This window comes from Vibrio sp. Y51_MX_L26 (genome assembly GCF_024181935.1).
Lineage (GTDB): Bacteria > Pseudomonadota > Gammaproteobacteria > Enterobacterales > Vibrionaceae > Vibrio > Vibrio diabolicus.
In genome coordinates this window covers 403,860-429,170 of the sequence record NZ_JAMZAS010000003.1, presented here as the reverse complement: position 1 = coordinate 429,170, position 25,311 = coordinate 403,860, and the positions used below count along the sequence as shown (strand labels likewise).

27 protein-coding genes are annotated in these 25,311 nt (G+C 46.4%); 6 read left to right on the top strand and 21 right to left on the bottom strand.

The window, feature by feature from the left end:
* Positions 1 to 15: 15 nt before the first annotated feature.
* The 18 genes from fliJ to NL645_RS10535 all read right to left on the bottom strand — a co-directional run bounded on the left by fliJ (position 16) and on the right by NL645_RS10535 (position 19,134).
* Positions 16 to 459: a flagellar export protein FliJ gene (fliJ, locus tag NL645_RS10620; RefSeq protein ID WP_012841527.1), complete on the bottom strand. Its 444-nt coding sequence runs from the start codon at positions 457 to 459 to the stop codon at positions 16 to 18.
* 6 nt (positions 460 to 465) lie between these two features.
* A complete protein-coding gene (fliI, locus tag NL645_RS10615) occupies positions 466 to 1,785 on the bottom strand; it encodes a flagellar protein export ATPase FliI (RefSeq protein ID WP_006741701.1) in 1,320 nt (439 codons plus the stop codon).
* A gap of 3 nt (positions 1,786 to 1,788) precedes the next feature.
* Positions 1,789 to 2,589, bottom strand: coding sequence for a flagellar assembly protein FliH (gene fliH, locus NL645_RS10610; RefSeq protein ID WP_145532739.1), 801 nt, complete (start codon positions 2,587 to 2,589; stop codon positions 1,789 to 1,791).
* A gap of 71 nt (positions 2,590 to 2,660) precedes the next feature.
* Positions 2,661 to 3,716, bottom strand: coding sequence for a flagellar motor switch protein FliG (gene fliG / locus NL645_RS10605; protein WP_253651680.1), 1,056 nt, complete (start codon positions 3,714 to 3,716; stop codon positions 2,661 to 2,663).
* Positions 3,709 to 5,457, bottom strand: coding sequence for a flagellar basal-body MS-ring/collar protein FliF (gene fliF / locus NL645_RS10600; RefSeq protein ID WP_253651711.1), 1,749 nt, complete (start codon positions 5,455 to 5,457; stop codon positions 3,709 to 3,711). The genes fliG and fliF overlap by 8 nt, the downstream gene beginning before the upstream one ends.
* Positions 5,458 to 5,465: 8 nt before the next feature.
* On the bottom strand, positions 5,466 to 5,777 hold the full coding sequence (gene fliE / locus NL645_RS10595) for a flagellar hook-basal body complex protein FliE (protein WP_012841525.1): 312 nt from the start codon (positions 5,775 to 5,777) through the stop codon (positions 5,466 to 5,468).
* Positions 5,778 to 5,899: 122 nt separating this feature from the next.
* Complete coding sequence (locus NL645_RS10590; protein WP_046875536.1) at positions 5,900 to 7,309, bottom strand: sigma-54 dependent transcriptional regulator; 1,410 nt, start codon at positions 7,307 to 7,309, stop codon at positions 5,900 to 5,902.
* A 36-nt stretch (positions 7,310 to 7,345) separates the two neighbouring features.
* Positions 7,346 to 8,377 (bottom strand): PAS domain-containing sensor histidine kinase, encoded by a 1,032-nt coding sequence (locus tag NL645_RS10585; protein WP_046875535.1) that lies wholly within the window; start codon positions 8,375 to 8,377, stop codon positions 7,346 to 7,348.
* Positions 8,378 to 8,573: 196 nt separating this feature from the next.
* Positions 8,574 to 10,040: a sigma-54 dependent transcriptional regulator gene (locus NL645_RS10580; protein ID WP_006741695.1), complete on the bottom strand. Its 1,467-nt coding sequence runs from the start codon at positions 10,038 to 10,040 to the stop codon at positions 8,574 to 8,576.
* Positions 10,041 to 10,329: 289 nt separating this feature from the next.
* On the bottom strand, positions 10,330 to 10,740 hold the full coding sequence (gene fliS, locus NL645_RS10575) for a flagellar export chaperone FliS (protein ID WP_012841524.1): 411 nt from the start codon (positions 10,738 to 10,740) through the stop codon (positions 10,330 to 10,332).
* Positions 10,741 to 10,752: 12 nt separating this feature from the next.
* Positions 10,753 to 11,058, bottom strand: a complete 306-nt coding sequence (locus NL645_RS10570; RefSeq protein ID WP_253651679.1) for a flagellar protein FliT — start codon at positions 11,056 to 11,058, stop codon at positions 10,753 to 10,755.
* Positions 11,059 to 11,061: 3 nt separating this feature from the next.
* The gene (gene fliD / locus NL645_RS10565) at positions 11,062 to 13,053 is read right to left on the bottom strand and encodes a flagellar filament capping protein FliD (protein WP_182034842.1); all 1,992 of its coding nucleotides are present in this window, start codon (positions 13,051 to 13,053) and stop codon (positions 11,062 to 11,064) included.
* 21 nt (positions 13,054 to 13,074) lie between these two features.
* Entirely contained in the window at positions 13,075 to 13,509 is a 435-nt protein-coding gene (flaG, locus tag NL645_RS10560; RefSeq protein WP_047008849.1) for a flagellar protein FlaG, read from the bottom strand.
* Positions 13,510 to 13,601: 92 nt separating this feature from the next.
* Complete coding sequence (locus tag NL645_RS10555) at positions 13,602 to 14,732, bottom strand: flagellin (protein ID WP_006741693.1); 1,131 nt, start codon at positions 14,730 to 14,732, stop codon at positions 13,602 to 13,604.
* Between the two features lie 288 nt (positions 14,733 to 15,020).
* On the bottom strand, positions 15,021 to 16,154 hold the full coding sequence (locus NL645_RS10550; RefSeq protein WP_017819972.1) for a flagellin: 1,134 nt from the start codon (positions 16,152 to 16,154) through the stop codon (positions 15,021 to 15,023).
* 263 nt (positions 16,155 to 16,417) lie between these two features.
* Positions 16,418 to 17,551 carry a flagellin gene (locus NL645_RS10545; RefSeq protein WP_046875529.1) on the bottom strand — a complete coding sequence of 378 codons (1,134 nt, stop codon included), beginning with the start codon at positions 17,549 to 17,551 and terminating at the stop codon, positions 16,418 to 16,420.
* Between the two features lie 149 nt (positions 17,552 to 17,700).
* Positions 17,701 to 18,603: a Dyp-type peroxidase gene (locus NL645_RS10540; protein ID WP_139060391.1), complete on the bottom strand. Its 903-nt coding sequence runs from the start codon at positions 18,601 to 18,603 to the stop codon at positions 17,701 to 17,703.
* A gap of 45 nt (positions 18,604 to 18,648) precedes the next feature.
* Positions 18,649 to 19,134, bottom strand: coding sequence for a DUF2919 domain-containing protein (locus NL645_RS10535; RefSeq protein WP_012841521.1), 486 nt, complete (start codon positions 19,132 to 19,134; stop codon positions 18,649 to 18,651).
* Positions 19,135 to 19,277: 143 nt separating this feature from the next.
* On the opposite strand from NL645_RS10535, the gene NL645_RS10530 reads away from it, so the two are divergent.
* Together NL645_RS10530 and NL645_RS10525 are read left to right on the top strand one after the other, a co-directional pair.
* On the top strand, positions 19,278 to 19,631 hold the full coding sequence (locus NL645_RS10530; RefSeq protein ID WP_253651678.1) for a DUF2956 domain-containing protein: 354 nt from the start codon (positions 19,278 to 19,280) through the stop codon (positions 19,629 to 19,631).
* Between the two features lie 3 nt (positions 19,632 to 19,634).
* The gene (locus NL645_RS10525) at positions 19,635 to 19,967 is read left to right on the top strand and encodes a DUF4156 domain-containing protein (RefSeq protein WP_081441201.1); all 333 of its coding nucleotides are present in this window, start codon (positions 19,635 to 19,637) and stop codon (positions 19,965 to 19,967) included.
* A gap of 34 nt (positions 19,968 to 20,001) precedes the next feature.
* Here the strand turns inward: NL645_RS10525 and NL645_RS10520 are convergent, their stop codons facing one another.
* Positions 20,002 to 20,289, bottom strand: a complete 288-nt coding sequence (locus tag NL645_RS10520; RefSeq protein ID WP_005380433.1) for a helix-turn-helix domain-containing protein — start codon at positions 20,287 to 20,289, stop codon at positions 20,002 to 20,004.
* Positions 20,290 to 20,581: 292 nt separating this feature from the next.
* On the opposite strand from NL645_RS10520, the gene NL645_RS10515 reads away from it, so the two are divergent.
* From NL645_RS10515 to NL645_RS10500, 4 genes are read left to right on the top strand one after another with little or no spacing between them, the layout of a single operon-like run.
* Positions 20,582 to 20,932: an ArsC family reductase gene (locus NL645_RS10515; RefSeq protein ID WP_048625863.1), complete on the top strand. Its 351-nt coding sequence runs from the start codon at positions 20,582 to 20,584 to the stop codon at positions 20,930 to 20,932.
* An 18-nt stretch (positions 20,933 to 20,950) separates the two neighbouring features.
* Positions 20,951 to 22,087, top strand: a complete 1,137-nt coding sequence (gene dapE, locus NL645_RS10510; RefSeq protein WP_253651677.1) for a succinyl-diaminopimelate desuccinylase — start codon at positions 20,951 to 20,953, stop codon at positions 22,085 to 22,087.
* A gap of 14 nt (positions 22,088 to 22,101) precedes the next feature.
* Complete coding sequence (locus tag NL645_RS10505) at positions 22,102 to 22,800, top strand: M15 family metallopeptidase (RefSeq protein ID WP_253651676.1); 699 nt, start codon at positions 22,102 to 22,104, stop codon at positions 22,798 to 22,800.
* A complete protein-coding gene (locus tag NL645_RS10500; RefSeq protein ID WP_253651675.1) occupies positions 22,797 to 23,000 on the top strand; it encodes a DUF2897 family protein in 204 nt (67 codons plus the stop codon). The genes NL645_RS10505 and NL645_RS10500 overlap by 4 nt, the downstream gene beginning before the upstream one ends.
* Positions 23,001 to 23,106: 106 nt before the next feature.
* Here NL645_RS10500 and bamC read toward each other — a convergent pair whose 3' ends face one another.
* Complete coding sequence (bamC, locus tag NL645_RS10495) at positions 23,107 to 24,126, bottom strand: outer membrane protein assembly factor BamC (RefSeq protein WP_006741687.1); 1,020 nt, start codon at positions 24,124 to 24,126, stop codon at positions 23,107 to 23,109.
* Between the two features lie 66 nt (positions 24,127 to 24,192).
* Positions 24,193 to 25,071, bottom strand: a complete 879-nt coding sequence (gene dapA, locus NL645_RS10490; protein ID WP_253651674.1) for a 4-hydroxy-tetrahydrodipicolinate synthase — start codon at positions 25,069 to 25,071, stop codon at positions 24,193 to 24,195.
* Between the last annotated feature and the right edge of the window lie 240 nt (positions 25,072 to 25,311).

Genomic DNA, 25,311 nt, shown 5'->3' with positions numbered 1-25,311 from the left:
ATCAACTTTTAAACATTAAAAAGGCTTCGCTCGACGGCTGTAAAGCAACGTTGAAAACTCGTCCATTTGCTTTTGTTCCCGTTTGGCTTCCGCAAGCTGTTTCTCTTTCTCACGCTTTTCGATCATCCACTCATAGGATTTGCGTTCTTTGCGTACTGTTAACCAGTATTCTTGACAGTTTTCTACCTGTTCTTTGAAATGACTTTCTGCTTGTTTCTGCTTAGATAACGTTTCGTCTAGCTGAGTGAGAAAGCGATTTAAATGCCCATATTCGCTTGCCGTTAAGCCCGCCTGCCCACGGTCGATAAGCTGTTGGCAATAATCAAGGCGATACTTTTCGATTTGCTCAACCTGACGGTAATAATCTTCAAGTTCAGAGCGCGCTTTGTTCAGCGCAAGTACGGCTTGATCTTCACGCTCTTTAGTCTGCTCAAGTAGGAACTCCATCGCATTGTTCATGCGCTATCACCCGCCTAAAATGTTTCTAAGCATGTTGACGCACATATCGTATGGCACCGATTCTTTCATGCTCTGCTGTAAGTATTCGTCTAACTTTGGCTTCAATGTAAACGCGCCATCGATAGCAGGATCGGTGCCCGGCTTGTACGCCCCAATCGAGACCAAATCTTGGTTCTTGCGGCAAATCGACAAGACCTGACGTACCGCTTTCGACATCAGAACATGTTCTTCAGTGGTGATTTGCGGCATAACACGGCTAACCGACTTTTCGACGTCAATCGCAGGATAATGACCTGCATCCGCCATTTCACGGGACAGCACAATGTGACCATCAAGAATTGCCCGCGATGCATCCGCAATCGGGTCTTGTAAATCATCGCCCTCGGTCAACACGGTAAAGAACGCCGTAATTGAGCCTTGTTCGGCGCTTCCGTTACCCGCACGCTCAACCAAAGCAGGTAGCTTGGCGAACACAGAAGGCGGATAGCCTTTTGTCGCTGGCGGCTCACCAACAGAAAGGGCGATTTCACGCTGTGCTTGCGCAAAACGCGTCAAGGAATCCATCAATAACAGAACGTCCAAACCTTGATCGCGAAAGTACTCGGCAATGGTTAAGGCGGTTTGACAGCCTTTCAAACGCATCAATGGTGAAGCATCGGCAGGCGCAGCCACCACGACAGAGCGACGTCGTCCATCCTCACCTAAAATCTCTTCGATAAACTCTTTAACTTCGCGTCCACGCTCACCTATCAGACCGACCACAACAACTTGTGCGGTTGTACCTCGCGTCATCATGCCAAGCGTGACCGATTTACCCACACCAGAGCCAGCAAACAGACCGATACGCTGACCTTTACCTACCGTCAATAATCCGTTAATCGCTTTCAAGCCCACATCAAGTGGCTCTGAAATTGGCTTTCGAGCCAGCGGGTTGATTGGCTCAGCATTAAAAGAGGCGCGATGATCGGTATACAACGGGCCAAGTCCATCAAGCGGATTACCAACCCCGTCAATCACGCGGCCAAGCAACTCCATGCCAACAGGCAAGCCAGCGTCACTGGTTAATGGCGTCACTCTAGCGCCAGGCAAAATGCCCGTAATTTGCTCGCTTGGCATCAAAAATAGGTTATCACCTGAAAAACCGACGACCTCGGCTTCCATCTGACCGGACATGGTTTCCACTAAGCATAAACTGCCAATTGGCGCGCGACAGCCTGTCGCTTCCAACGTTAACCCAACCACTCGAACCAGTTTGCCAGAGGCAACTGGGCGCGTCGTTAAGCCTTCAACTTTGTAGTTTCTTAAACGGTCAGCCAATGCTTGCATGGATTATTCACCCTCTTGATGACGGTTTGCACCACAAAAACTGTGCAACACGCTTTTGACGCGCTCTTCCATACGGTAGTTAATGCTTGACTCACCCGCTTCAATTTGGACGTCGCCTCGATTGAGTGATGGCTCAGCAACCAACGTCCAGTTGCGGCAATCAAGGTCTTCTTCGCCGTAGGCTGAACGAATAATCGCAACGTCTTCTGTATTCAGGTGCAAGGTAATAGGGTGACCTGATATTGGCAGCGCTTCAACCGACTGCTTAACCGTGTCTAAAATAATTTGAGGGTTGGTTTGTACTTCGACATGCACGACTTCTTTAACTAAACAAAGCACCATGTCCACCAGCTGCTTTTCAACCTGAGCATTCATTAGCTCTAACGGCTGAGCAAACTGGTTCGCTAAGTTCATAAAGGTTTCAACTTGCTGCTGAATATATTCTTGACCTGCGGTCACGCCTTCGGCTTTTCCAAGCTCCAGCCCTTCAGCATGGCCCGCTTGCAGGCCTTCTTCTTTGCCTTTGTCGTAACCTTGCTTAAAGCCGGCTTCTTGACCTTGATACAAACCTTCCTGATAAGCGCCTTGCTTGATCAGCTCTATCTGCTCTTCGGTTAGCTCAAGTGCTTGCTCTTCTTCTGGTTCTTCAAGATTCGGTACCCAACCAGGATCATAGTTAAATGCGGTTTGTTTTGCTTGCTTGGCTTTGGGCTCGCCGTAATCAGGCAACCCCCAACGTTGTGGTTCGATCATCGAATCATCTTCATCAGGACGGATAAATCCACGTTTTCTTTCGCCAGCCATGGGTTACCTATTATGTATTCGATTAAGAAGTGAGGGCGCTCCGCAATAGGATAATCGCGGAGCAATAGAGATTATAAGAATTCGTCCGCACCGCCAGACAACATGAGTTCGCCTGCATCGGCCATGCGACGAGCGATCGCTAGGATTTCTTTCTGTGCCGCTTCGACATCCGCCACGCGAACTGGCGGCATCGCTTCGATGTCATCACGCATCATCTCAGCCGCTCGTTTCGACATGTTCTTAAATACTTTTTCACGCAGAGAATCGTCGGCACCTTTAAGTGCTTTTTGCAACACGTCTTGTGGTACATCACGCAGCAATTTCTGAATACCTTGATCGTCCACTTCGACTAAGTTTTCGAAGACAAACATCAAGTCTTGAATTTGCGTCGCCATGTCTTCGTCTTGATCGCGAATCTGCTCCATCAACAAACCTTCGACGTTGTTGTCTAGATAGTTCATGATCTCCGCTGCCGCTTTCAGGCCGCCAATCTTGGCTGCTTGAGCGCCAGCTTGACCCGCGAACTGTTTCTCCATGATTTCGTTCAGCTCTGCCAGTGCCGATGGCTGAACTTCTTCAAGGTTGGCAATACGCATCATCAGGTCCAAACGCACGCGCTCAGGGAACTGAGACAAAATCTCCGCGGATTGGTCTGCTTCTAAATAAGACAAGACGATGGTTTGGATCTGCGGGTGTTCGTTGACAATGATGCTCGCCACTTGTCGTGGGTCCATCCATTTCAGCGAATCCAAGCCTTTTGAACCCGTACCAAGTAGGATCTGGTCAACCAAGTTGTTGGCTTTGTCTTCACCAAGAGCCGCCACCAGCGCATTACGCATGAAGTCTTCGCTGCCCATGCCGATGTTGGTGTATTTCTGGATGTCCTCCAAAAACGCACGGTGAACGGCTGACACCTTGTCTTGGCTGAGATCTTTCGCCTTAGCCATCGCACTACCCACACGCTGGACCTGTTTTGGCTCTAGGTGACGAATAATGCCAGCGGCATCTTGTTCATTGAGACTCAGTAGCAAAATTGCTGCTTTTTCTTCGCCAGTAATGGTTGAGACATCCAGCTCAACTGGCATTCCCGCGGCGTTGTCACCTTGAGGTACGATATCGTTAGCCATTGTCATTCATCCAGTTTTTCACTACTTGAGCAGCAAGTTCAGGTTCATTCGCAACCAGAGCGCGCACCGCTTTCAATACATCTTCATCTTTATGAAGGTTTGGCAAATCAATACTTGAACCAAACTCAAACAGTTCGCTGCTTTCAATGTCGCTGCCAATCAGGCTAGTTTCACCATCCGCACCAATCGGCAAGCCGTCTGGTCCGTACATTTCATCTTCGTCATCACTGGTAGGGTTAAGCAATTTCTTCATTGCTGGGCGAACCAATACCAATACGACAACGATGATCACCAATGCACTTGCGAACCAACGAACCCAGTCACTGAAGTTAGGGTGCTCCCAAATTGGTGGTTCTTCCAGCTGTTCAGCCTCAGGCTCTGCAAACTTCACACTCAGTACATTCAACAAGTCACCACGGCCTTGGTCAAAACCGACCGTACCAATTAAGACTTGGCGAATAGCATTAATTTCCGATTCGGACATAGGGGTATAGGTCACTTCTCCCGTATCTGGGTTGACCTGACGACGGTCCTTAATCGCAACAGAAACTGTCTGACGAGCAACCGTCCCCGTCTGCTTACGCTCATGGCTGATGGTGGTATCAAGCTCAAAGTTACGCGTGGATTCTTTACGCACCGAACCCTGTCCCATGACAGAACCGTCTTTCATCTGAGCCACATCTTGCGGAATAGAGGCATCCGCTGGAGGCTGATTACTTAACGCCCCCGGAATACCCGCTACCATATTGCCGTTATTGTAATCTTCTAATGCGTACTCACTGCGGGTTGCAGGGGTATTGGGATCAAAGCGTTTGCGAGTTTGTTCAACCGCGCTGAAATCCATTTGGATATCGACCTGCGCCGTGTAGTTGCCATAACCTAAAATAGGTAATAGCACTGAATCAATTTTTTCACGCAGCGCTTGTTCCTGGCTACGCTCTAATTCTTGCTCTTTGCGTCGCGCAGCAGAAGCAGGGTCTTGAGAGCCTGAACTGAGCAAACGACCATGCTGATCTGTGACGGTAATGCGGGAAGTTTTCATTCCCGGAACGGCACTCGCCACCATGTCTACGATAGAATCAACTTCTTGCTGTTTGAGGTTCGTACCAGTCGACAGTGTCAAAAATACGGACGCTGATGCTTCTTGGTTATGACGCACAAAAACACTGTGCTTTGGTAGCGCCAATAAGACTCGCGCTTTACGAACTTGCTTCATTTCCTCAATCGCTTGAGCCAACTGACGTTCTCGACTGAGTTTAAGGCGCTCTTGCTCTAAACGTTGTGATACGCCAAAGCCCATATCTTGCAGCAAAATATCATCGCCCGCCTCTGTGGCTTGGTTTACGCCCGAGCGAACCATGCCAAGTTTGATCGAGTTGTATTCGCTCGATTCAACAGAAATGGTATTACCATCAAGCTTGTAATTGATTTTTTGCTGGTCCAGATAATCCAAAACGGGGATCAACTCTTCGGTCTCATACGCTCCAAGCGGGCGCATCTCCGGCTCTTTGACCCAAAAGAACAGCATCACGATCAATGCAACACAGATGGAGATTGACAGCACAAGTACAACTTGACGAAGTAAATCAAGGTCACCCACTGCCATATCAAATTTTGACGCACTGCGCTCCTCTAGATCTGGATTTTGACTCTCCACATCTACGTCGGAACTTGCTACCAGTGCACCATCTGAGCCGCCTTCAGTGACGGTTAAATCTGTAGACTTGTCTGTCACACTTATTACCTAAATTACACTGGCATGTTCATGAGGTCTTTATACGCCTCAACGAGTTTATTGCGAATTTGAACCGTCGCATCAAAAGCGACACTAGACTTGTTACGAGCAATCATAACGTCAGAAAGGGAAACATCGGCATCACCACGATCAAAACGGGTTTGTAAATCACCGGATGCTTTTTGAAGTGTGTTCACGTTATTGATGGCTTTAGTTAGGAGATCATTAAAATCTGCTCCAACTTTCGCCCCACTTGCAGTAGGAGCAGTATTGGTTGCTTCTACCATCATGGCGCGCATTTCTGCCTGAATACCATCAACTTTCATTAGCACCTCTAAGCCAAAAGATTGACTATTAACAAAACTGATTATTAACACAGCAATTAACGTGCCATAAGACATTAGTTAGCGGTTTGCTTACACTTTTTGTCTTATGGCGATTGCACATGTTAATTTGGGATATCTATACCAGCATCACGCATTTTGGCAAGTTTGTAGCGCAAGGTTCGTGGGCTTATGCCCAGTTTCTCCGCCATTTCTTTGCGTCGGCCGTTACACTCCACCAAGGTTTCCAAAATAATGGCGTATTCTTGGTCACGCAGCTCGCTGCCCAAGCCCTCCCCGCCAGAGACCGGACGGTTCACACTCTCAGGTTGAGCGACTGGCTTAACATTAGGTACCACCATCTCTGCATTTTGCACCACATGCTGCAAGCTGTTGGCATCTTGCCAATCCACCCCTTCTAGCAAGATATGCTCAGCGTCGATATCGCCATTCTCACTTAAAATAAGAGCTCGTTGCACCACGTTATCCAGCTCACGAACGTTACCTGGCCAAGGGTATTGCAGCAGCTTTTCTACCGCAACGGCTGAAAATTGAGGCACTGGCATCCCCATCTTGCTGCAATGACGCTCAGCAAGATGCTTGGCGAGTGGCGCAATATCGCCTTTGCGTTCGTTCAGTGCTGGCCACGCAATTGGGAACACATTCAGGCGGTAGTATAAATCTTCACGGAAGTTGCCTTCTGAGACATACTGCTTGAGATCACGGTTACTGGTCGCGAGCACGCGTACATCCAGCTTGATACTCTTACGACTGCCAAGGCGCTCCACTTCACGCTCTTGCAAAACACGTAATAGTTTCGCTTGCAGGTTTAAGTCCATTTCGCTGATTTCATCTAGCAAAATGGTGCCGCCTTGCGCTTGTTCAAACTTACCCGGACACGCTTGAACCGCACCAGTGAACGCGCCTTTCTCGTAACCAAATAGTGTCGCTTCCAGCATGTTGTCTGGAATCGCCGCACAGTTGATCGCAACGAATGGACCATCTTTACGGTTTGATGCGTTGTGAATATAACGCGACATCACTTCTTTACCTGAGCCACTCGGACCTAGCACCATAACATTCGCATCTGTACGTGCCACTTTATCGGCCAATGCAAGTAGGCGCAGACTTTTTTCATCTGCAACGACCGCGTCACCATTGTCATCGCTTTTGATCGGTGCATATCGACTGACCATGTTCAGCAATACTTCTGGTGCAAATGGTTTCGCCATGTAGTCAATCGCGCCGTCTTTCATTGCCGACACGGCATCTTCAATGTTGGCGTACGCCGTCATTAACAGTACTGGTAAGTTAGGCCAATTCTGCTTGATGTTTTTGAGCAGAGCCAATCCGCCCATACCTGCCATTTGCACGTCAGAAACGACGATATCGACAGTATTCGATTTGAGTTTTAGTAGTGCGTCTTCCGCACAGTCAGCTTCTAACCACTCATACCCTGCCAGAGCCAGAGTATCCACTAGGGCTTCACGAAGACCTTCATCGTCTTCTACGATCAGCACTTTGCTTTGCGCCATTCTGATTCTCCAGTAATTGTTATTACCAGAAGCTGCTTACTGCGCTTCTGGTTGCACTCGCTCTAGCGGAATGCACATGGTAAAGCAGGCTCCATCACCCTGCTCTGAAATAAGTTCCAATCGACCGTCATGGGCACGGCAAACCATCTGAACAACAGCCAGCCCTAACCCGGTTCCTTGAGAACGCGTGGTAAAAAATGGCTCCATAATTTTGGCTTGTAGTTCTTCAGGTACACCCGGTCCGCTGTCTTGCACTGAAATGCGCAACTCGCCATTTACCGGGCGGAAAAAAATATCGACTTGCGACTCTTTACCAGACATCTGAATCGCATTCATGACAAGGTTACTCAACGCGGATGCAATCGCATTCGCATTGCCTAGCAACTCAGTTTGTTCTTCTTCCACTTCTAGGCAGTAATCAATACCATTATTTTTTAGCGCGGTTTCGACCATCGGCTGATATTCCGCCACCAACTGAGCAATCGTAAATGGCTTAATGACTTTATTATCACCACCTTTAGCAAAAAGCAGCATATCATTAACCTGCTTTTCCAAATCGTGCAGTCGATCCATTAATTTGGTTTGAAAGCGATCCCTTGTCGCTGGTGGAAGGTTTGGCGCTCCCAAATTGGATGCATATAGCATGGCGCTCGATAGCGGCGTTCTTACCTGATGAGCAAGCGACGCTACCATACGCCCTAACGACGACAAGCGTTGTAAATCACTCACACGAGCTTGAAGTAAGCGAGTTTCGGTTAAATCGGTAATCAGGATCAATTGACCTGTCGTAGAAGCCGAAATGGCTAATCGAACTTTACGACCATTCCGCAGGGAAACTTCGTGACCATCATCCTCACGAGGATCAAACACCGCCTGAATAATGTTGAACCATTTTTCATTAACCAGTGGAATCTCAAGAATTCGGTGCGCCTCTGGGTTTGCTTCACGCACTATGCCGTACGTGTCGAGCAGAATCACTCCGGCAGGCATCACATCAAGCACCTGCTTATAGCGCTCAACCTGATTTTCTACGGAATCTAAATGGGATTGGTTGGTGTTGTTATCCATTACTGCCTGTCGAAATATCGCCGCTAAAACTAAAATAGCTTGGTAAGCAATTAGCGTACCAAGCTATTTTTTATATTTATCATGACGTTAAGTCATCGACAATAAGTTGACACCCTCAGATAACGGTTTTTGGTGTCAGAAAAACGATGCTAAATAGCCCAAATGATTTAGATATCGTCTTAAATCTCAACGTTGCCTAGCGTTGTAAGTTGTACTTACGCATTTTTTCCACCAACGTTGTGCGTCGCATACCCAGCATATCAGCGGCTCGTGCCACGACTCCACCTTGTGCTTCTAACGCTTGGCTGATCATATTAACTTCTAAATCAGCCAACAGCTCTTTCAGATTTACACCTTCAGGCGGCAGCGCTTGCGGAGCGTTCATGCTGTGGTCAAGATCGTCTTGATCATCAAAGCTAAAGTCTTCTGAGAAGATGTCTTGGAACACATCACGCTCTTGTTCTTCAACCGAAATAAACGGATTACTTTCTGGTTGGAACTCCGGGATATCACTGTAGCGATATTTGGTTGGTAAGTGGTTTACATCGACCAAGCTATTTGGGTACAGAATGATCATTCGCTCAACAAGGTTGGCTAACTCACGCACGTTACCCGGCCAGTTGTGCTCCATCAATGAATTGATCGCACGAGGGGTAAAACAGATAGGCTGGCCACCCTCCGCTTCCAGGCGCGTCATCAACTCTTGCAGCAGCAATGGAATATCTTGTTTGCGCTCTTTCAGCGCAGGCATCTCGATTGGAAACACGTTCAAACGATAGAACAAGTCTTCTCGGAACGTGCCTTCTTCAATCATACTTTCTAGATTACGGTGTGTTGCCGCGACAACTCGAACATTGACCTTGATGGTGCTATTGCCACCCACGCGTTCGAAGCAGCGCTCTTGCAATACGCGAAGTAGCTTTACTTGCATCGACATCGGCATATCGCCAATCTCATCAAGAAAGATCGTGCCACCGTCTGCGAGCTCAAATCGACCTTTACGTGCCGTTAACGCACCAGTAAACGCGCCTTTTTCGTGGCCAAACAATTCACTTTCTAGAAGCTCCGGTGGAATGGCACCACAGTTAATGGGCACAAAGGCACCACTGCTGTACGACGAATGATAGTGAATGTTACGCGCAACGACTTCTTTACCGGTACCAGATTCACCCAAGATCAACACGTTTGCCTCAGTGTCTGAGACTTGCTCGATCAGGTGACGAACTTCTTGAATACCTCTGCTTTGACCAACTAAGCTGCGAAAAAGCGTGTTTTTTCGTGCACTGGCAACGACATTGACCCCTTTTCGACCCAGAAAGTCTTTGCAGTGGCGTAACGCCTCACTAAGCTGTGGGTAATTAAGAGGTAGTTCTAGCTCACCTACAAAATTTGGAAGATCATCCACGGGCAACGGAAATCGGCCCATGACTAAAAGTGGGATGTGGTAGGCGCTGTTTAAATGAGAGATAACCGTATTCGCCGCTTGACCTGCTGGAATGTTACCAACAATACAGCACGACCATACGCTAGACCAATCAACATCGCTGAGCTGATCAGAACTGACCGCTTCGCAATTTTCTCCAACAAATTCCAATATATTGCTTAAATTTAAACGACTTGATGCGTCATCATCAATTACAAGCAGCTTTGCCAAACCTTGCATAAGTAAGAATGATTGCCTTTATTTTAGGTGCGTTGCGGCCAAACCTTGATTTGCGCAATTGGGTGCTAAAAGAAGGCAGAACCACCACACTCAATTTACGATAGACAAAATAGGAAAATCAGCAACAAAAAAAGCCATTAGGGCTACTAATGGCTTCTATTTTATTTGAATATAAAAATAAGGCAACCAAGCAATAAAGAGGTGTGAGCTTGATAGAAACTTTGCTACACAACTCGTTGCGCAATTGACAAATATATTCCTCTAATATCTTAACGCGTTGTTTTGGTTATTAAATACCGACTTCAGCTGCTGTAAGATTATGAAACTCTGTCGGGATTTGGTCCCAAGCGGATTTGATCTCACGGATAATGTCGATAACGTCGTCGATCAGTTGAGGATCATTTTGATGGTTAGCAGCTGAAATTTGCGTGATCATAAACTCATAGAGTGAATCTAAGTTTGAAGCAATATCACCACCGTCATCCATCGATAGACAGCTACGTAGCGCAATGATGATGTCTAGCGCTTTACCTAAACGCTCACCTTTTGCTGGAATATTGCCTGCTTGCATGGCCGCTTTACCTTGAATAAGGCGCTCAATCGCACCAGCCATAAGCATTTGAATGACTTTGTGCGGAGAAGCCGCGCTTAGCTGGCTGTCGACTGATACCTTTTTGTATGCTTGCAAAGAACCGCGCATAGTAATCCTCTTTTAAATAAATTTTTTGTACTGCTGAAGCGAACGCTGGCCATAACGAAACTTATGAAGTGCTTTTCCGACCTTTGACGTTTCCGATTGCATCAGCTCGACAATTCTTTTGGTACGAGTAAGCAACGCTTGCCACTCTGCATCCTGCTTAACCAAAGGATTTTGATGAATAATTGGTAACAGGTTTTGCAATAACCGTTCCCTGATATCGACCAAGCGAAGAATTTCTTCAGTACTAAAGTCGACTTTTTCCAATTCTTGCGTAATTAGTTGATCTATATCACTAATATCTATGAGTTCTTTTTGCATTTATTAACCCAACGCACTCATTAAGGCACCTAACTGACCTTGCATTTTGCCAGTCGCATCTTGCATGGCGGTAAACTTCGCGTGAGTGCGCTTTTCTAGGCTTTCCATGCGGCGATCTAATGCCGCTTGATCATCACTCAAACGATAATTTTGTTCTGTGAGACTTTTTTCTCGAGTACGAATGCTGCCTGTAATGCCTGTAATACCATGAATCGCGTCTTCGACTCGTTTAGCAAAACCTGTGTTGCCACCGAAGAACTTTTCTAGCTCGTTGAAGTTGTTGTTCAACTGACGATCCAACATGTCATAGTTGATTTCTAAGGTACCTTGACGCGTGGTAGTAATGCCAAATTCAGTTAATGACTTTAGGTTTTCAGGCGCTTTATCAATTTGAGTGGAAAATACCGATTTTAATCGTGAGTCTGCGCTGCGTACGGTACTGTCCCCCGACAACGGTCCTTTTTGACCAGTGACCGGATCCACACTCGCCAACGCTTGAGACGTTTGATAAAACGAGTTGTACGCCGCAACAAAGTTTTCGATGTCGTTACGCACACTCTGACGGTCGTATTCCACGCCAATTTCAGCAGGTGGCTTGTTCGGTTCTGATTTGCCTTTAAGTGTTAAATCAACACCTTCTATGGCATCTTCAATCACATTGTTGTGACTAGATAGCTTTGCTACTCCATCAAGCAGAACTTCTGAATCTTGCCCTGCTTGTACCTCTGTCATACCAAGGTATTCTTCAAAAGCGGATTGCGCTTTTGCGATTTTCGCTTCTGCTTCATCAATTTTTTCTAAACGTTCACGCTCTTGAGGATCCAGCTTAGCGCGATGAATTTGTTTCGCTTGCTCTTCGGTCAATTCACCACGTTCAACTTTTGCGTCTAGCGCTTGTTTTTCACTCGCAATTTTTTGCTCAATTTCAGCTTTTTCTTGCTCAAGAAGCTGCTTGGCCTCTTTCGTCGTAACGTAAGAGTCGGTTAATGTGCCTGATGCCGCATTGCTCCAACCCGGAACATCTGGTGCCTTCTCTATTGCTTTCTCGTCGAGTTCGAGCTCTGGCTCTTCATAAGAATCCAGCAAAGTGCCTGACGCAGTTTCTGTCCACCCTGGAATTCGGTCTTCAGGGCGCAAACTTGCGCGTCGGTTGGCTTCATCAATCGCTTCCTGCCCAGCTTTAGCAGCTTCTGCACCCGCAGCAGAGATTGGCTCTTGGGAGCCATCATCTTGTCCATTTTCTGCCGCTTTTTGCTCTTCTGGAGGTAGAGGATTGCCGTTTGCATCCAGTTCTACTGGTTGCTCTGGGAATTGAAGAGGACCTAACACTTCTTCCGCCGCTGAACGAGCTTCTTCAAGCGCGTTAACACGGTCTTCAAGTGTTTGATATTCGAGATACTTTAGAGGGTTGCCTTTGTCGGCCTCCACACTGACTCTGATTTGATGATCCTTACCAGAGAGATTTGAGGCAAGGATAAGGCGTGGTCCTTCAACGTCGTTAATGAGAGATGCTCGAACACCGGGGTTGTCTTTTGAGCCGTTGATGCCGCGTACGACATCTGCGAGCTTGGAGCTCGAACGAACGTTCACGTTGAAGGTGTCATCACCAAGCGAAATCTGCAGCTTACCAGGGCCAAACTTTGCGTCTTCTGGCAGTACGTCAGAAGCGACTTTGTGGCTCTGGGCAAGCTGCAACACATCGATAGCATATTTGCCAGCGATAGCATCTGTAGTTGCCGTAGCAGATACGATATTGTCGTCTGTCGTTTCAACAGTACGAACGGCAAACGCTTTCTCTTGACGAAAGTTCGCCATGAGATTTTTCATCGTATCCAGTGATTCTCTGAGTCGCCCATAGGCACTGATACTGGCATTAATTGTCGTGCGCTCGTTGTCAATGCGTTGCTGCTTTGGTACGCGTTCGGCATCCACAATTTTGCTGACCATGGAATTGATATCCATGCCGCCAGACATCCCCAAAGGGCCTAAACTCATCAAATCACCTCTAAAAACGACTTACACTTTTTCAGTCAACAACCCGCTGTTGGCTGTGTGCTCAGCTAGGCGACGCAATACCACTAGCATTTCTTCATCAGGAATTTGACGAATCACGTCGCCCGTTTTGGCTTCGTAAATCGTCACCACATCTCTCCCGGATTCCTCATCCACTCGAAACGCGACTCCTTTGTTTATGGACGTCACAAACTCATTCATTTGCGCGACCAATTTTTCACGTTCTTCTTTGTTCAGCTCTTGACGGCTTTCTGCCATCTCGATCGCTGCTTGAACAGAGAAGTCGTATTCGGTGTCTTTCGCTTTTTGCGGCGAAACCTCACCATTTGAATTTGCTGGGCTAGACGTGCCTATATCATTGCCATTTTTATTTGCAAACTTTGTGCCACTTGGCGTGCCGTAAGGCTGGATGTTCGATGCGTAGGAGGATATATCCATTACAATCTCCCTTCCACCTTATGGGCTAACGATAGAATCTATCGCTTTGGTGCCCCAGCACTAAGGTGTTTACCTCAGGCTGGGTCAACCACTTAGCCCAACAAGCTTAGCGCTGCAGATGGAGACTGCTTCGCTTGAGCCAGGATTGAAGTACTTGCTTGCTGAAGAATTTGCGACTTAGTCATCGCAGTGGTTTCTTTCGCGTAATCAGTATCTTTAATACGGCTGTTAGACGCATTAACGTTCTCGTTAATGTTGTCTAGGTTGCTGATTGCGTGGTTGAAGCGGTTTTGGAAAGCACCAAGTGACGCACGTTGGCTGTCTACTGACTTAAGCGCACCGTCGATAACAGCCACGGCTTCTTGAGAGCCTGCTACTGTTGTTACGTCGATGTCTTTCACTGTTACGTCTTTCGGGCCGCCAAAGCCGATCTCGTCCGCTAGGTTGCCAGAGAACTCAACATCACCTTGAACTTTTTGAGAAGAAGCAAATACTTGTAGCTTGCCATCTTCACCAACAGACGCTTTTACATCATCGTTTTGACCGTTGATGTACGTTGCTAGCTGCTCAATGTCGTCGCCTTGTTTTGCGCTGATCGATAGCTCTTTCTCTTCACCTTGTTTGTTGGTGTAGCTCATTTTGAACTCAGTTTTCTCACCAACAGTCCAAGATGCATCTTTACCCTCTTCTGCTGCGTAGCTCTTGCCACCCATTGCAGAAGTGTCTGAGCGCAAGCTACCCATAGAAAGCATCACTGCTTCACCTGAGTCTGCACCGATTTGGAAAGATTGCGTACCGTATGTACCGTTCAGCAACTTGTTACCACCGAAAGAGGTAGTTTCAGCAATACGGTTTAGCTCGTCATTTAGCGCTGTTACTTCTTCTTGGATCGCAACACGTTCTGCTTTTGAGTTAGAACCGTTCGCAGATTGAAGCGATAGGTCACGCATACGTTGTAGGATGTTGGTAGATTCATTCATTGCACCTTCAGCAACCTGTGCAATAGAAATACCGTCGTTTGCGTTTTTCACCGCCATGTCTAGGCCACGGCTTTGTGCATTCAAGCGGTTTGAAATCTGTAGACCTGCAGCATCGTCTTTCGCGCTATTGATTTTATAACCCGAAGACAAACGCTCCATTGATTTTTGTTGACCGTCAGCTGCCTGGTTTAGGTAACGCTGTGCAGTCATCGCAGAAACGTTAGTATTAACGTTAATCGCCATAATTGATCTCCTTAAGGCTTTAGTGAATGTACCGTCGTGTCTCTCACCTCACTTAGGTACATCTCATTTCTCTCAGTCCCTTTAACGGCGACCGATGAATATCCTTTAGAAGAAATTTTCAATTTTTTGCGATTATTTTCTTTGGCTTACTGAAATGTGATGAAGCTCTAATGTCGTGATTCGCAGAAATCCTGAGTCCCCAAAAGACAGAAAAAAACCCAGCCGAAGCTGGGTTTACTCGCTCATCTCTCACCACGAGCCAATGAGGTTCTCGTCTTAGGTTTGAAATTAACCTAGCAGACTTAGCGCTGAGTTTGGCGCTTGTTTCGCTTGCGCAAGGATTGAGCTTGACGCTTGCGATAGAATTTGTGACTTAGTCATTGCCGTCGTTTCTTTCGCGAAATCTGTATCTTTGATACGGCTCTTCGACGCGTTCACGTTCTCGTTAATGTTGTCCAAGTTGCTGATTGCATGGTTGAAACGGTTCTGGAATGCACCCAGCTCTGCGCGGTGGCTGTCTACGTATTTCAGTGCCGCATCGATGATAGCCACAGATTCTTGTGCGCCACCAACTGAGGTTACGTCGATAGTATCTACCGTTACTTTTTTACCTTCGCCCAAACCTAGCTCGCCAGATAGGCCGCCTGAAAACTCGACTTCGCCTTCAACTTTGTTGTTGCCAGCAAAGATTTGCAGTTTACCGTCTTGGTCTACTGAGGCTTTCACTAGGTCAGTTTGACCGTTAATGTAAGTCGCAAGCTCTTCGATATCGTCACCCGCTTTTGCGCTGATGTTGATTTCTTGCTCTTGACCATAGCTGTCCGTTAAGTTGATTTTTAGGTCGTTCTTACCTTCAGCAACGTTCCAGTCTTTACCTTTACCACTTTCAGCTTGGTAGCTCACACCGCCCATCATTTTGTTGTCTGAACGCATGTCTTTTAGCTCAAGCATCACGGCTTCACCATTATCCGCACCGATTTGGAACGATTTCGCGCCGTGTGTGCCGTTTAGTAGCTTGTTACCACCGAAAGAAGTGGTTTCTGCGATACGGTTTAGTTCGTCGTTTAGCGCGGTCACTTCTTCTTGAATCGCCACACGCTCTGATTTCGAGTTTGAACCGTTTGCTGATTGTAGAGACAAATCACGCATACGTTGAAGAATGTTAGTGGTCTCGTTCATTGCACCTTCAGCGGTTTGTGCAATTGAGATACCGTCGTTCGCGTTGCGAACCGCCACATCCAAACCACGGCTTTGTACGTTCAAACGGTTCGAAATTTGAAGACCCGCAGCGTCATCTTTTGCGCTGTTGATTTTGAAACCCGAAGACAAACGCTCCATAGAAGTTTGTTGAGCTGAGTTTGCGTTGTTTAGGTAACGCTGAGCGGTCATCGCTGATACGTTAGTGTTTACATTCACTGCCATGGTGATTTCTCCAATTGATTTTCCGGTATAGCGGTTTCCGACGTCTCGGAAAACCAAGTAGTTCTCTCAAAGTTACTTTTATTAACGGCGCTCAAACTGATTTCTTTAGGGAATTCTTTGGATTTTTTTGAAAAAAGTTCATTTGGAGAAGGAATCGTGATGAAGCAGATAAAAAAGCAAAAAAACGTCAAATTTTCGCTAAAGCTTCTTTTCGAGCTGTCGATACAGGCAGGTTTTGCGTTAAATTCGAGCGAGGCCGATCATTAACCAAGTAAGGTTAATGCTAGGTTGGGCGCTTGTTTTGCTTGTGCAAGAATAGAAGTACTGACCTGCTGCAAGATCTGCTGCTTCACCATTTGCGTGGTTTCTTTCGCGTAGTCAGTGTCTTGGATACGACTGTTGGAAGCGGCTAAGTTTTCGTGGATGTTATCCAGATTATTGATCGCGTGATTAAAGCGGTTTTGATACGCGCCTAACTCAGCACGATGGCTATCAACGTACTTCATCGCAGTATCTAGGACGGCCACGGCTTGTTGCGCACCACCGACAGACGTAATGTCGATGTTATCAACCGCATCGTAACCTTTTAGCTGTAACCCCAGTTCACTCGCTAAGTCACCTGAAAACGATAAAGTGCCTGAAGTTTCTTCTCCAGCCATAAATAGCTGTAACTGACCTTCTTCATTCACCGATGCCGTGACTTTGTCAGTTTGACCATTGATATAAGTCGCAAGCTCTTCGATATCATCGCCAGCTTTGGCATTAATTTGAATGGTTTCCGTCTCACCAAAACGATTCGTAAATGACATACTAAGATCATTCGCACCGTCTTTTACTTTCCAATCAGAGCTTGCACGTCCGTTTGCAATGTAACTAAAGCCGCCCATATCAATGCCATCACTGCGCATCGACTTTAATTCAACTTGCACAGCTTCACCTGACGCTGCACCGATTTGAAATGCCGACTTACCAAAGCTGCCATTGAGCAGTTTACGCCCACCAAAGGAGGTCGTTTCGGCAATGCGGTTTAGCTCATCGTTAAGTGCCGTCACTTCTTCTTGCAGTGCAGTGCGTTCCGCTTTGCTGTTTGAACCATTGGCTGACTGTAGCGACAAATCACGCATACGTTGCATGATATTGGTCACCTCATTCATCGCCCCTTCGGCGGTTTGCATTATGGAAATGCCGTCATTCGCGTTGCGAACCGCAACATCCAAACCACGCATTTGTGATTGCAAGCGGTTGGAGATTTGCAGACCCGCAGCGTCATCCTTTGCGCTGTTAATACGCTTCCCTGAAGACAAACGCTCCATGGATTGGTTCAGCATGTCAGTTGCACTGGTCAAATGACGTTGTGCGACAAGTGCTGCAACATTGGTATTAACGGTGATAGCCAAGAGACACAGACTCCAAATAAATTAAGGCTTTGGATACTTATCGACCAAATAATCGAAAGGTTTAGTCTTTTTTGAAAAAGTCTGTGGAATAGAAAAGAAGAAAATAAAAGCCCTCCAATTGGAGGGCTTAAGAAATAAAGTCTGAGAACTTACTTGATGGCTAGCTCTGCTAGCATTTCTTGTGATGGAGCGAAGAAGTACGCACCAGTTACCGCTTTTGTGAAACGAAGCATTTGGTCTGTTTTACCATCTGTCACGCCGTACATACTTTCTAGCATCACTTTAATGTTATGAAGTGTATTGCAGTAAGAAATAAACAGCAGGCCATGAGGCCCTGTTACCGTCCCGTATGGCAAGCTATGACGAACAATCTTGAGACCTTTTCCTTCTTCTTTAATATCAACGCGACCAACGTGTGATGCAGCAGGAACGTCTTCTAGCTCGATAGAGTCTGGTTTGGTACGACCAATCACTTTTTCTTGCGCTTTGACATTCAAGCGATTCCAAGCGGCAAGGTTATGCTCAAAGCGTTGAGCCATGACATAACTACCTCCAGCAAATGGGCCCTCTTTTACTAGAGCCACATCAGCGCGAGCCTCCCCTTTCGGGTTTTCTGTCCCATCAATAAAGTCTGTCATATCACGAGCATCAAGGTAACGGTACCCATACGTTTCGTCCACAATGGTGACATCTTGTGCCGTCTCTTCTAGAAACTTACGCAGGACATAAAAGTGCAAGTCGTGACGAGTAGAGTGACAGTGAATCAGCACATCAACATCCGTTGCAGGCGCTACGATGTCTCCTTCGCCAAGTTGAGTAAAATCAATAAGCTCTTCTGGCGCGTCTACATTGAGGTGTTGCCAAAACGATTTTGTGAATGCGATAGAAAGGGTCAGCGCCGCGCCTGGCTGGGTAATATTTAACTCTTCCACTAACTTTGGTAGTGCTTTCAGCTTATCCAATACGTTTTCACGGTTTTGGTTCACTTTAAGTTGAGTGTACAGTGCAAATGGCCCTGCTTCTGGCACGATCGCCGTTTGAGCTTGTGACATTGAGGTTTCCTCTATACTTTGCCCCGGTGTGGGAAGTTATTGTTTTTAATTCTTCGAAGGCTGTTCTTCATTGCGCTCCAATTGTGGCACATGAAAACAGTCTTTTACCCATCTTCCATTTAGAAGATAGATCATAAACCAAGCTAATAAGGTAATGGTAAGGGCGTTTGCCCAGTTGAATACACCATGTTCCAGATACACATGATACATGGTCTGAGCCAGTTGGATACCGCACAAGATCAAAGTGATCTCTCGACCATAGCGAGTAATTCTGTTTACCCATCCTCTATCGGGGTGACGGAGCCCCATCAACCACATGAGAAGCAGGCTTGGAATGCCCATAGCCAAACCCAAATACAGCGTACTTGAGTCTGGATAAACAATAGCGAGTAGCTTACTGCCACTATCACGACTTACGCCTGCCATCGCAAACACAACCCATGAACGTACAAGAAACATCCATCCAAACCATAAAATAATCGGCGCTTTTAAAAATCCATGGGCGTCATATTGGTCAAACGAGTAGCGCACAACATCTTCTTCTTAATGTGATAAAACGCCACTTTAACCTATCATTTCAGAGTTGCAAGCCAGCAAAGATGAGAACTAAAGTTCATTTCATCATCTTACACAGGTAAACTAAACAAAGATTTACAATGACGTTGATGAGAAACATGAAAAAAAGAACTCCAGCGACCACAGCGCCTTCTCAAGAAACTCAAGCCGAAGCGATGAGAATTGCCAAATCCACACAGAAACCGGGGCAAACCAAAGAGCAAACCAAGCTGATCGCTCAAGGTATCGAAAAAGGCATCGCTCAATATAAGAAGCAGCAAAAAGAGCGCAATCGTCAAGCCGATAAAGCGAAGAAAAAACAGCAACGTGAAAAGCAACGTCAGCATGAAGAAGCTATCGAACAAGACAACATCACCGACGATGCGCCAAACTATGCATCAAGCAAACTGCCTTGGATACTGCTCGCTCTGAGCTGGATTGGCTTTGCTGCTTACATAGTATTGGGGAAATAGCTGATGAGACGCCTGTTACTTGGACTTTTTGTCGTACTTCTCTCTGGTTGCACGATGCCTTCTCACCTTACTCATGCTCAAAGCCAAGATGTTCATATTCGCATTGACGCTCAGTTCAACCCTGATCGATGCGAATACAAAGGCGAAGTCACCGGAAGCGAGGGTCATTGGTATAACTACATTTTTATGACTAATGACGCGATGATGCAAGGTGCGATGAATGATTTAAAAAACAATGCAGCGGCTATCGATGCGGATACCGTTTTTATGGTCTCCCCTCAAGATTTTATCACCTCATTTAGCGTACTGGGCTCCGCTTACCGCTGTAATGGGTGACGCCTGAATATGAAAAAAGCCAGCAATTGCTGGCTTATGCACGAAATCCAAGACTGCTAGCGATATCTCTCTCCCGCTCTAGAACCCATTGGCTATCAAAAGGCCCCCAATCTGAAAGTTGATAATAGCCGTCATTATGACGTCGGCCATCTTGAACGAATATGAGTTCAATGCCGATCCCAGGTAACGCCTTGAGTACATCTTGAATTGTACGACGAGGCCACCCCGTTTTTTCGATCAACTTTGGCACATTCGGCCTTTCTAGGTTTTCCACCAACAAGGCCAAATATAGCCGCCTTGCAAAAACAGGACTCAATTCCATTGACACCTCCTAAAATTGTGCTGATTCATTATTTCGTTTTTGCTCAGCGAAATGTTGCGTTTGATCAATAACTCGACTTTTCCATTTGATTTAGACGATTTTTTATTCGATTTATAGTGCATTCATCGTAAATAAGTTACGTAACATCAGTTATCTCAATCTATCTGAAAATATTTTCCACCGCATTTTGTCAGTTTGATTGCTTCTTGATAGGATGCTATAGCAGCCCAAATCACTTAAGTGCGTCTTAACCGCGCCAGTGAAAAATAGAACAAAGAAAAAAGGAAACACTATGTCGATTACCATGTTTGGTATTCCCAACTGCGATACGATCAAAAAAGCCAAAAAATGGTTAGAAGCTGAGGATATTACTTACGACTTCCATGACTACCGTAAGCAAGGCGTTGATGTAGCTATGGTAAGCGAATTTTGTCGCGCTTTAGGTTGGGAACAGGTGCTCAACAAACGTGGCACGACCTACCGCCAACTGACACAAGAACAGAAAGACACGCTTAACGAAGAAAACGCGATCGCTCTTTTGGTAGAAAATCCGGCGATGATCAAGCGCCCAATTTTAAAAGTGAATGATCAACTTCATATCGGTTTTAAAGCTGATCAATACGCTACCATTTTCAACTCTTAAATAAAGGAATACTCAAGGATGACAGACAGTCCAGTATTGGCACTTGCTAAAGATCTGATCAGTAGACAATCTGTAACGCCGGAAGACGCAGGTTGTCAGGATTTGATGATCGAGCGCTTAAAAGCACTCGGGTTTGAAATTGAAGTAATGGTGTTTGAAGATACCACGAACTTCTGGGCTCGCCGTGGTTCAGAAGCGCCACTATTTGCATTCGCTGGCCACACCGATGTGGTACCTGCTGGCAAACTGGAGCACTGGGATACACATCCGTTTGAACCAACTATTGTTGATGGTTACCTACACGGTCGCGGTGCAGCGGACATGAAAGGGTCGCTAGCTGCTATGGTTGTTGCTGTCGAACGCTTCATTGCAGAGAACCCAGACCACAAAGGCTCAATCGGCTTTCTAATTACGTCGGATGAAGAAGGACCATTTATCAATGGTACCGTTCGTGTTGTAGAAACGTTGATGGCACGTGGCGAAAATATCGACATGTGTATCGTCGGTGAACCATCCAGCACCGAAGTGGTTGGCGATGTGGTGAAAAATGGACGTCGCGGTTCTATCACGGGCGATTTAACGGTAAAAGGAACACAAGGCCACGTGGCCTATCCTCACCTAGCCAATAACCCTGTGCACGAGTCTCTACTCGCGATTCATGAACTCGCAACAACAGAGTGGGACAAAGGAAATGATTATTTCCCACCAACCAGCTTCCAGATCCCGAACGTATCGGCTGGCACTGGTGCGTCTAACGTCATTCCTGGCGAGTTCCATGTTCAGTTCAACCTACGTTTTAGTACTGAGCTTAACAATGACGCAATTGTTCAGCGTGTTACCGAAACACTAGACAAGCATGAGCTGGACTACGACCTAAAATGGACATTCAACGGCGACCCATTCCTGACCGATACAGGCGCGCTGCTAGATGCAGTTGTTGCTGCTGTTGCCGAAGTGAATGATACGAAGCCAGCACTACTTACAACTGGCGGTACGTCTGATGGTCGCTTTATCGCTCGAATGGGTGGTCAAGTCGTAGAGTTAGGCCCTGTTAATGCTACGATTCATAAAGTGAACGAATGCGTGAAAGTGGACGATCTAGAAAAGTTGACTGACATGTACGAGAACACGTTGAAACACCTGTTAGCGAAGTAATCAGCGAGAACACCATGACACCAGAGCAACTCACCGGCACCACAGATTCTCATCTGGAATCCACTTTAGTGGGTCAAAAAGCGTTTCTACTCCACCCTGAAGTGGCTGACGATCTGCTAAGGATGATTGAAGCGGCAACAGAAGCAGGTTTTAAAATGGAAATCGCCAGTGGTTTTCGTGACTTCAACCGCCAAAAAGCGATCTGGAACGGGAAGTTTTCTGGTGAGTTGCCAATTCTCGACGTCAACTCCCGCCCTTTAAACAAAGCAGAGTTAAATGACGAAGAGAAGTTGATGGCCATTTTGCGCTGGTCGGCACTGCCTGGAGGAAGTCGTCATCATTGGGGTTGCGATTTTGATGTCTATGCGCGCAATTTATTGCCTACTGACACCAAACTCAAGCTGGAGCCTTGGGAGTACCTTGAAGGCCACCAGCAAGCGTTCTACCAATGGTTAAAAGCCAACCTTGGTCGATTCGGCTTCTTCTTCCCTTATCAGCAAGATTTAGGTGGCGTTTCGATTGAGCCTTGGCACATTAGCCACCGCACTGTCGGGCAACAGTGCCTCGCGCAATTGACGCCTGATGTGCTCAGAAACCAGCTGATTCAGCAAAATCAGACCGACAACATTGCAGGGATTGACGTCATACTGAATAATTTGGATAACGTCGTTGCCAAATTTATTCACAATATCACGCCGCCGGAGGCTCTATGATAGAAATACTCACCAATCCTTGGGTCATTATCATTGTAGTGTTGAGCGTGGTCATTGGTAACATTGCCGCACTCAAATACACCGCAAAAATGAAGTTTGGTCAGATGGATAAAAGCCGTAAGAACGATTTAGATAAGCTGAACACGTTGGATAAACAGCGCTCCGCTGACAAGGAGAGCAACAAAGACGAGCCTCGTTAGTTAAACACCTACTTTATCCCGACACGCCGAATATAAGCATCAAAAAAGGGACCACTGGGTCCCTTTTCAATTATTGTGTAAACGTATCGCGTTAAGTTCGCTTTGGTTACTGCTTCACCGTCGCAGCCAATACAGGCGCTAGTGATTTCAAAAACTCTTCTTCTACTGGCTTACCAGAGGAATCCGTAATATTGATAGACGTACGGTTGCCTAAATCGCCAAGTAAGAATGTGTACTTACCAGCGTCTAACTCCACTGGTTTAACGCCGATATCGTTCCAGAATTCATCATCCGGAGACGCATATTTCGCAGTGATTGTGCCCTGAGACTGGCTACGCTCTTCAATCTTAAAGCCCATCTTAGGTAGAATATTAGGCAGACGTTGCCAAAGCATGTTGTATTGCGCGCGCGCGACAATCACAGGAAGCCCACTACGGTCTTTACCCATTGTAATTGGGATCTGTTTAACCAACTCTTGCGCTTTACGTTGTGCTTCTTCACGTACTTCTTGATCGTAGCGAGCAGTTACCAAGTTCGTCATGAACACATTGTAGCGCTCACGGTTGGTCGCCGTTACTTCTTTCACTTGATTGCCTTCACGCCAGTCAATAAGACTCACTTTAAAGCCGTGTCGACCATTTGCTTCAGCACGTACGATCTCATATCGGCTACCAATTTCCAGCTCTTCGTCTGGCGAATCCCACGTCACCCAACCCGTCTCGATGCGAGAATCTGTTTGGCTTTCAACTGGAATCTCGTTGGCCGCGACCATGTTTTGTACCGTTTGCCAAACTTTATCTAGTTCATCTTTACGAAGTAGCCAAAGTGTCACTTCACCATCACTACTGCGGTCCAGACGTGCACCAGGAATAAGCTCTAGGACTTGTTGAGGTGGACGAATGTCGACATCTTTACCTACACCACCAGCATAGTTACCCTGAGGGATCTCATAGTTCGGATAAAACTGTGGCTGTGCGCCTTGTGGGACATTCCACTCACCCAAATTGGGGGAGTTCAAATACTCGAAGTCATCTTTTGCTTGACGACGTTGATTGGCACCACCTGAACAGGCAGTCAATACGAATACAGCTAATGAACTTAACACTAACTGGCTTGAAAGCTTCATCTATACTCCTAAAACACCGAGGGCGCTTTGGCCCCCAGTATGAACTTCAATCCTAGTAACTCAATATTAATAAATACCGGCGTCGGTTAACGCCTGTTCGACGATCGGCTGCGATTTTTCAGAAAGTGTGGTTAAAGGAAGACGCAAACCACCTTCTTCAATCAAACCAAGCTTTTGCGCTGCCCATTTTACTGGGATAGGGCTTGCTTCAATGAAAAGGTTTTTGTGTAGAGTCATCAAGCGTTGGTTAATCGCTTCTGCTTCTTCGTACTTACCTTCACCTGCCAAATGGAACATGTCTGCCATGTCTTTAGCTGCAATATTGTTTGTTACAGAGATAACACCATTGCCGCCAAGTTTCACAAAATCGAGACCCGTCGCATCATCGCCACTTAGTAAGATAAAATCTTCGCCACAAAGTTCACGGTGAATTGCAATTCGGTCCAAATCGCCCGTTGCATCTTTTAAAGCCACGATATTATCAAGCTTTGACAAGCGTGCCACTGTTTCTGGCTGCATATCAACAGCAGTACGGCCTGGTACGTTGTATAAAATTAGAGGCACATCACTCGCTTCAGCAATTGCCTTGTAGTGCAAGAACAAACCTTCTTGAGTTGGTTTGTTGTAATACGGTGTCACACTCAGGAAGCCAGCAATACCAGAATCAGCCAGTAATTTGCTAAATGTTACTGCCTCGTGGGTTGCATTTGCACCCGTGCCAGCAATCACAGGGATGCGACCGTCGGCAAACTCAACAGTTTTATTAACGACCTTTACATGCTCTTCAATGGTCAGTGTCGCTGACTCACCTGTTGTGCCTACTGCCACAATACCGTCTGTACCCGCTTCAACGTGGTACTCTACTAGCTTTTGCAGACTGTCAAAGTCTACTTCGCCATCTGCTTTGAATGGCGTAATCAGCGCTACGATACTTCCTGAAAACATGTTTATCTCCCTCATTTAACTCTTTCTGCATGGTACTGTAATGCGATTGAAAAACACAAGAGCGTAAACTCGCTTACAAAGTACAAATGAATGAATAATTATCAGTTGTTAGAGGTCTAGCAACTTAATTGCTCTATTTGGTTTGATTAGCGGCAATATTGATAATCGTGTTGGGCTTTCGAGTGACTTTAGAATCTATCAGTGATTTGGAAAATACTGAAGTGCACAAGCCAGGAAAAT

Bases quoted from the DNA above. Each gene is read 5' to 3' on its own strand.
- fliS (WP_012841524.1), bottom strand. From the start codon at position 10,740: ATGCGCGGTTCTTTGCAAGCATACAAAAAGGTATCAGTCGACAGCCAG.
- NL645_RS10500 (WP_253651675.1), top strand. From the start codon at position 22,797: ATGATAGAAATACTCACCAATCCTTGGGTCATTATCATTGTAGTGTTG.
- NL645_RS10570 (WP_253651679.1), bottom strand. From the start codon at position 11,058: ATGCAAAAAGAACTCATAGATATTAGTGATATAGATCAACTAATTACG.
- fliI (WP_006741701.1), bottom strand. From the start codon at position 1,785: ATGCAAGCATTGGCTGACCGTTTAAGAAACTACAAAGTTGAAGGCTTA.
- NL645_RS10505 (WP_253651676.1), top strand. From the start codon at position 22,102: ATGACACCAGAGCAACTCACCGGCACCACAGATTCTCATCTGGAATCC.
- NL645_RS10525 (WP_081441201.1), top strand. From the start codon at position 19,635: ATGAGACGCCTGTTACTTGGACTTTTTGTCGTACTTCTCTCTGGTTGC.
- bamC (WP_006741687.1), bottom strand. From the start codon at position 24,126: ATGAAGCTTTCAAGCCAGTTAGTGTTAAGTTCATTAGCTGTATTCGTA.
- fliE (WP_012841525.1), bottom strand. From the start codon at position 5,777: ATGAAAGTTGATGGTATTCAGGCAGAAATGCGCGCCATGATGGTAGAA.
- NL645_RS10515 (WP_048625863.1), top strand. From the start codon at position 20,582: ATGTCGATTACCATGTTTGGTATTCCCAACTGCGATACGATCAAAAAA.
- flaG (WP_047008849.1), bottom strand. From the start codon at position 13,509: ATGGATATATCCTCCTACGCATCGAACATCCAGCCTTACGGCACGCCA.
- dapA (WP_253651674.1), bottom strand. From the start codon at position 25,071: ATGTTTTCAGGAAGTATCGTAGCGCTGATTACGCCATTCAAAGCAGAT.
- fliJ (WP_012841527.1), bottom strand. From the start codon at position 459: ATGAACAATGCGATGGAGTTCCTACTTGAGCAGACTAAAGAGCGTGAA.
- NL645_RS10520 (WP_005380433.1), bottom strand. From the start codon at position 20,289: ATGGAATTGAGTCCTGTTTTTGCAAGGCGGCTATATTTGGCCTTGTTG.
- fliH (WP_145532739.1), bottom strand. From the start codon at position 2,589: ATGGCTGGCGAAAGAAAACGTGGATTTATCCGTCCTGATGAAGATGAT.
- NL645_RS10550 (WP_017819972.1), bottom strand. From the start codon at position 16,154: ATGGCAGTGAATGTAAACACTAACGTATCAGCGATGACCGCTCAGCGT.
- NL645_RS10530 (WP_253651678.1), top strand. From the start codon at position 19,278: ATGAAAAAAAGAACTCCAGCGACCACAGCGCCTTCTCAAGAAACTCAA.
- NL645_RS10540 (WP_139060391.1), bottom strand. From the start codon at position 18,603: ATGTCACAAGCTCAAACGGCGATCGTGCCAGAAGCAGGGCCATTTGCA.
- NL645_RS10555 (WP_006741693.1), bottom strand. From the start codon at position 14,732: ATGGCGATTAACGTTAATACTAACGTTTCTGCGATGACTGCACAGCGT.
- dapE (WP_253651677.1), top strand. From the start codon at position 20,951: ATGACAGACAGTCCAGTATTGGCACTTGCTAAAGATCTGATCAGTAGA.
- NL645_RS10580 (WP_006741695.1), bottom strand. From the start codon at position 10,040: ATGCAAGGTTTGGCAAAGCTGCTTGTAATTGATGATGACGCATCAAGT.
- fliG (WP_253651680.1), bottom strand. From the start codon at position 3,716: ATGGCTAACGATATCGTACCTCAAGGTGACAACGCCGCGGGAATGCCA.
- fliD (WP_182034842.1), bottom strand. From the start codon at position 13,053: ATGAGTTTAGGCCCTTTGGGGATGTCTGGCGGCATGGATATCAATTCC.
- NL645_RS10585 (WP_046875535.1), bottom strand. From the start codon at position 8,377: ATGGATAACAACACCAACCAATCCCATTTAGATTCCGTAGAAAATCAG.
- NL645_RS10590 (WP_046875536.1), bottom strand. From the start codon at position 7,309: ATGGCGCAAAGCAAAGTGCTGATCGTAGAAGACGATGAAGGTCTTCGT.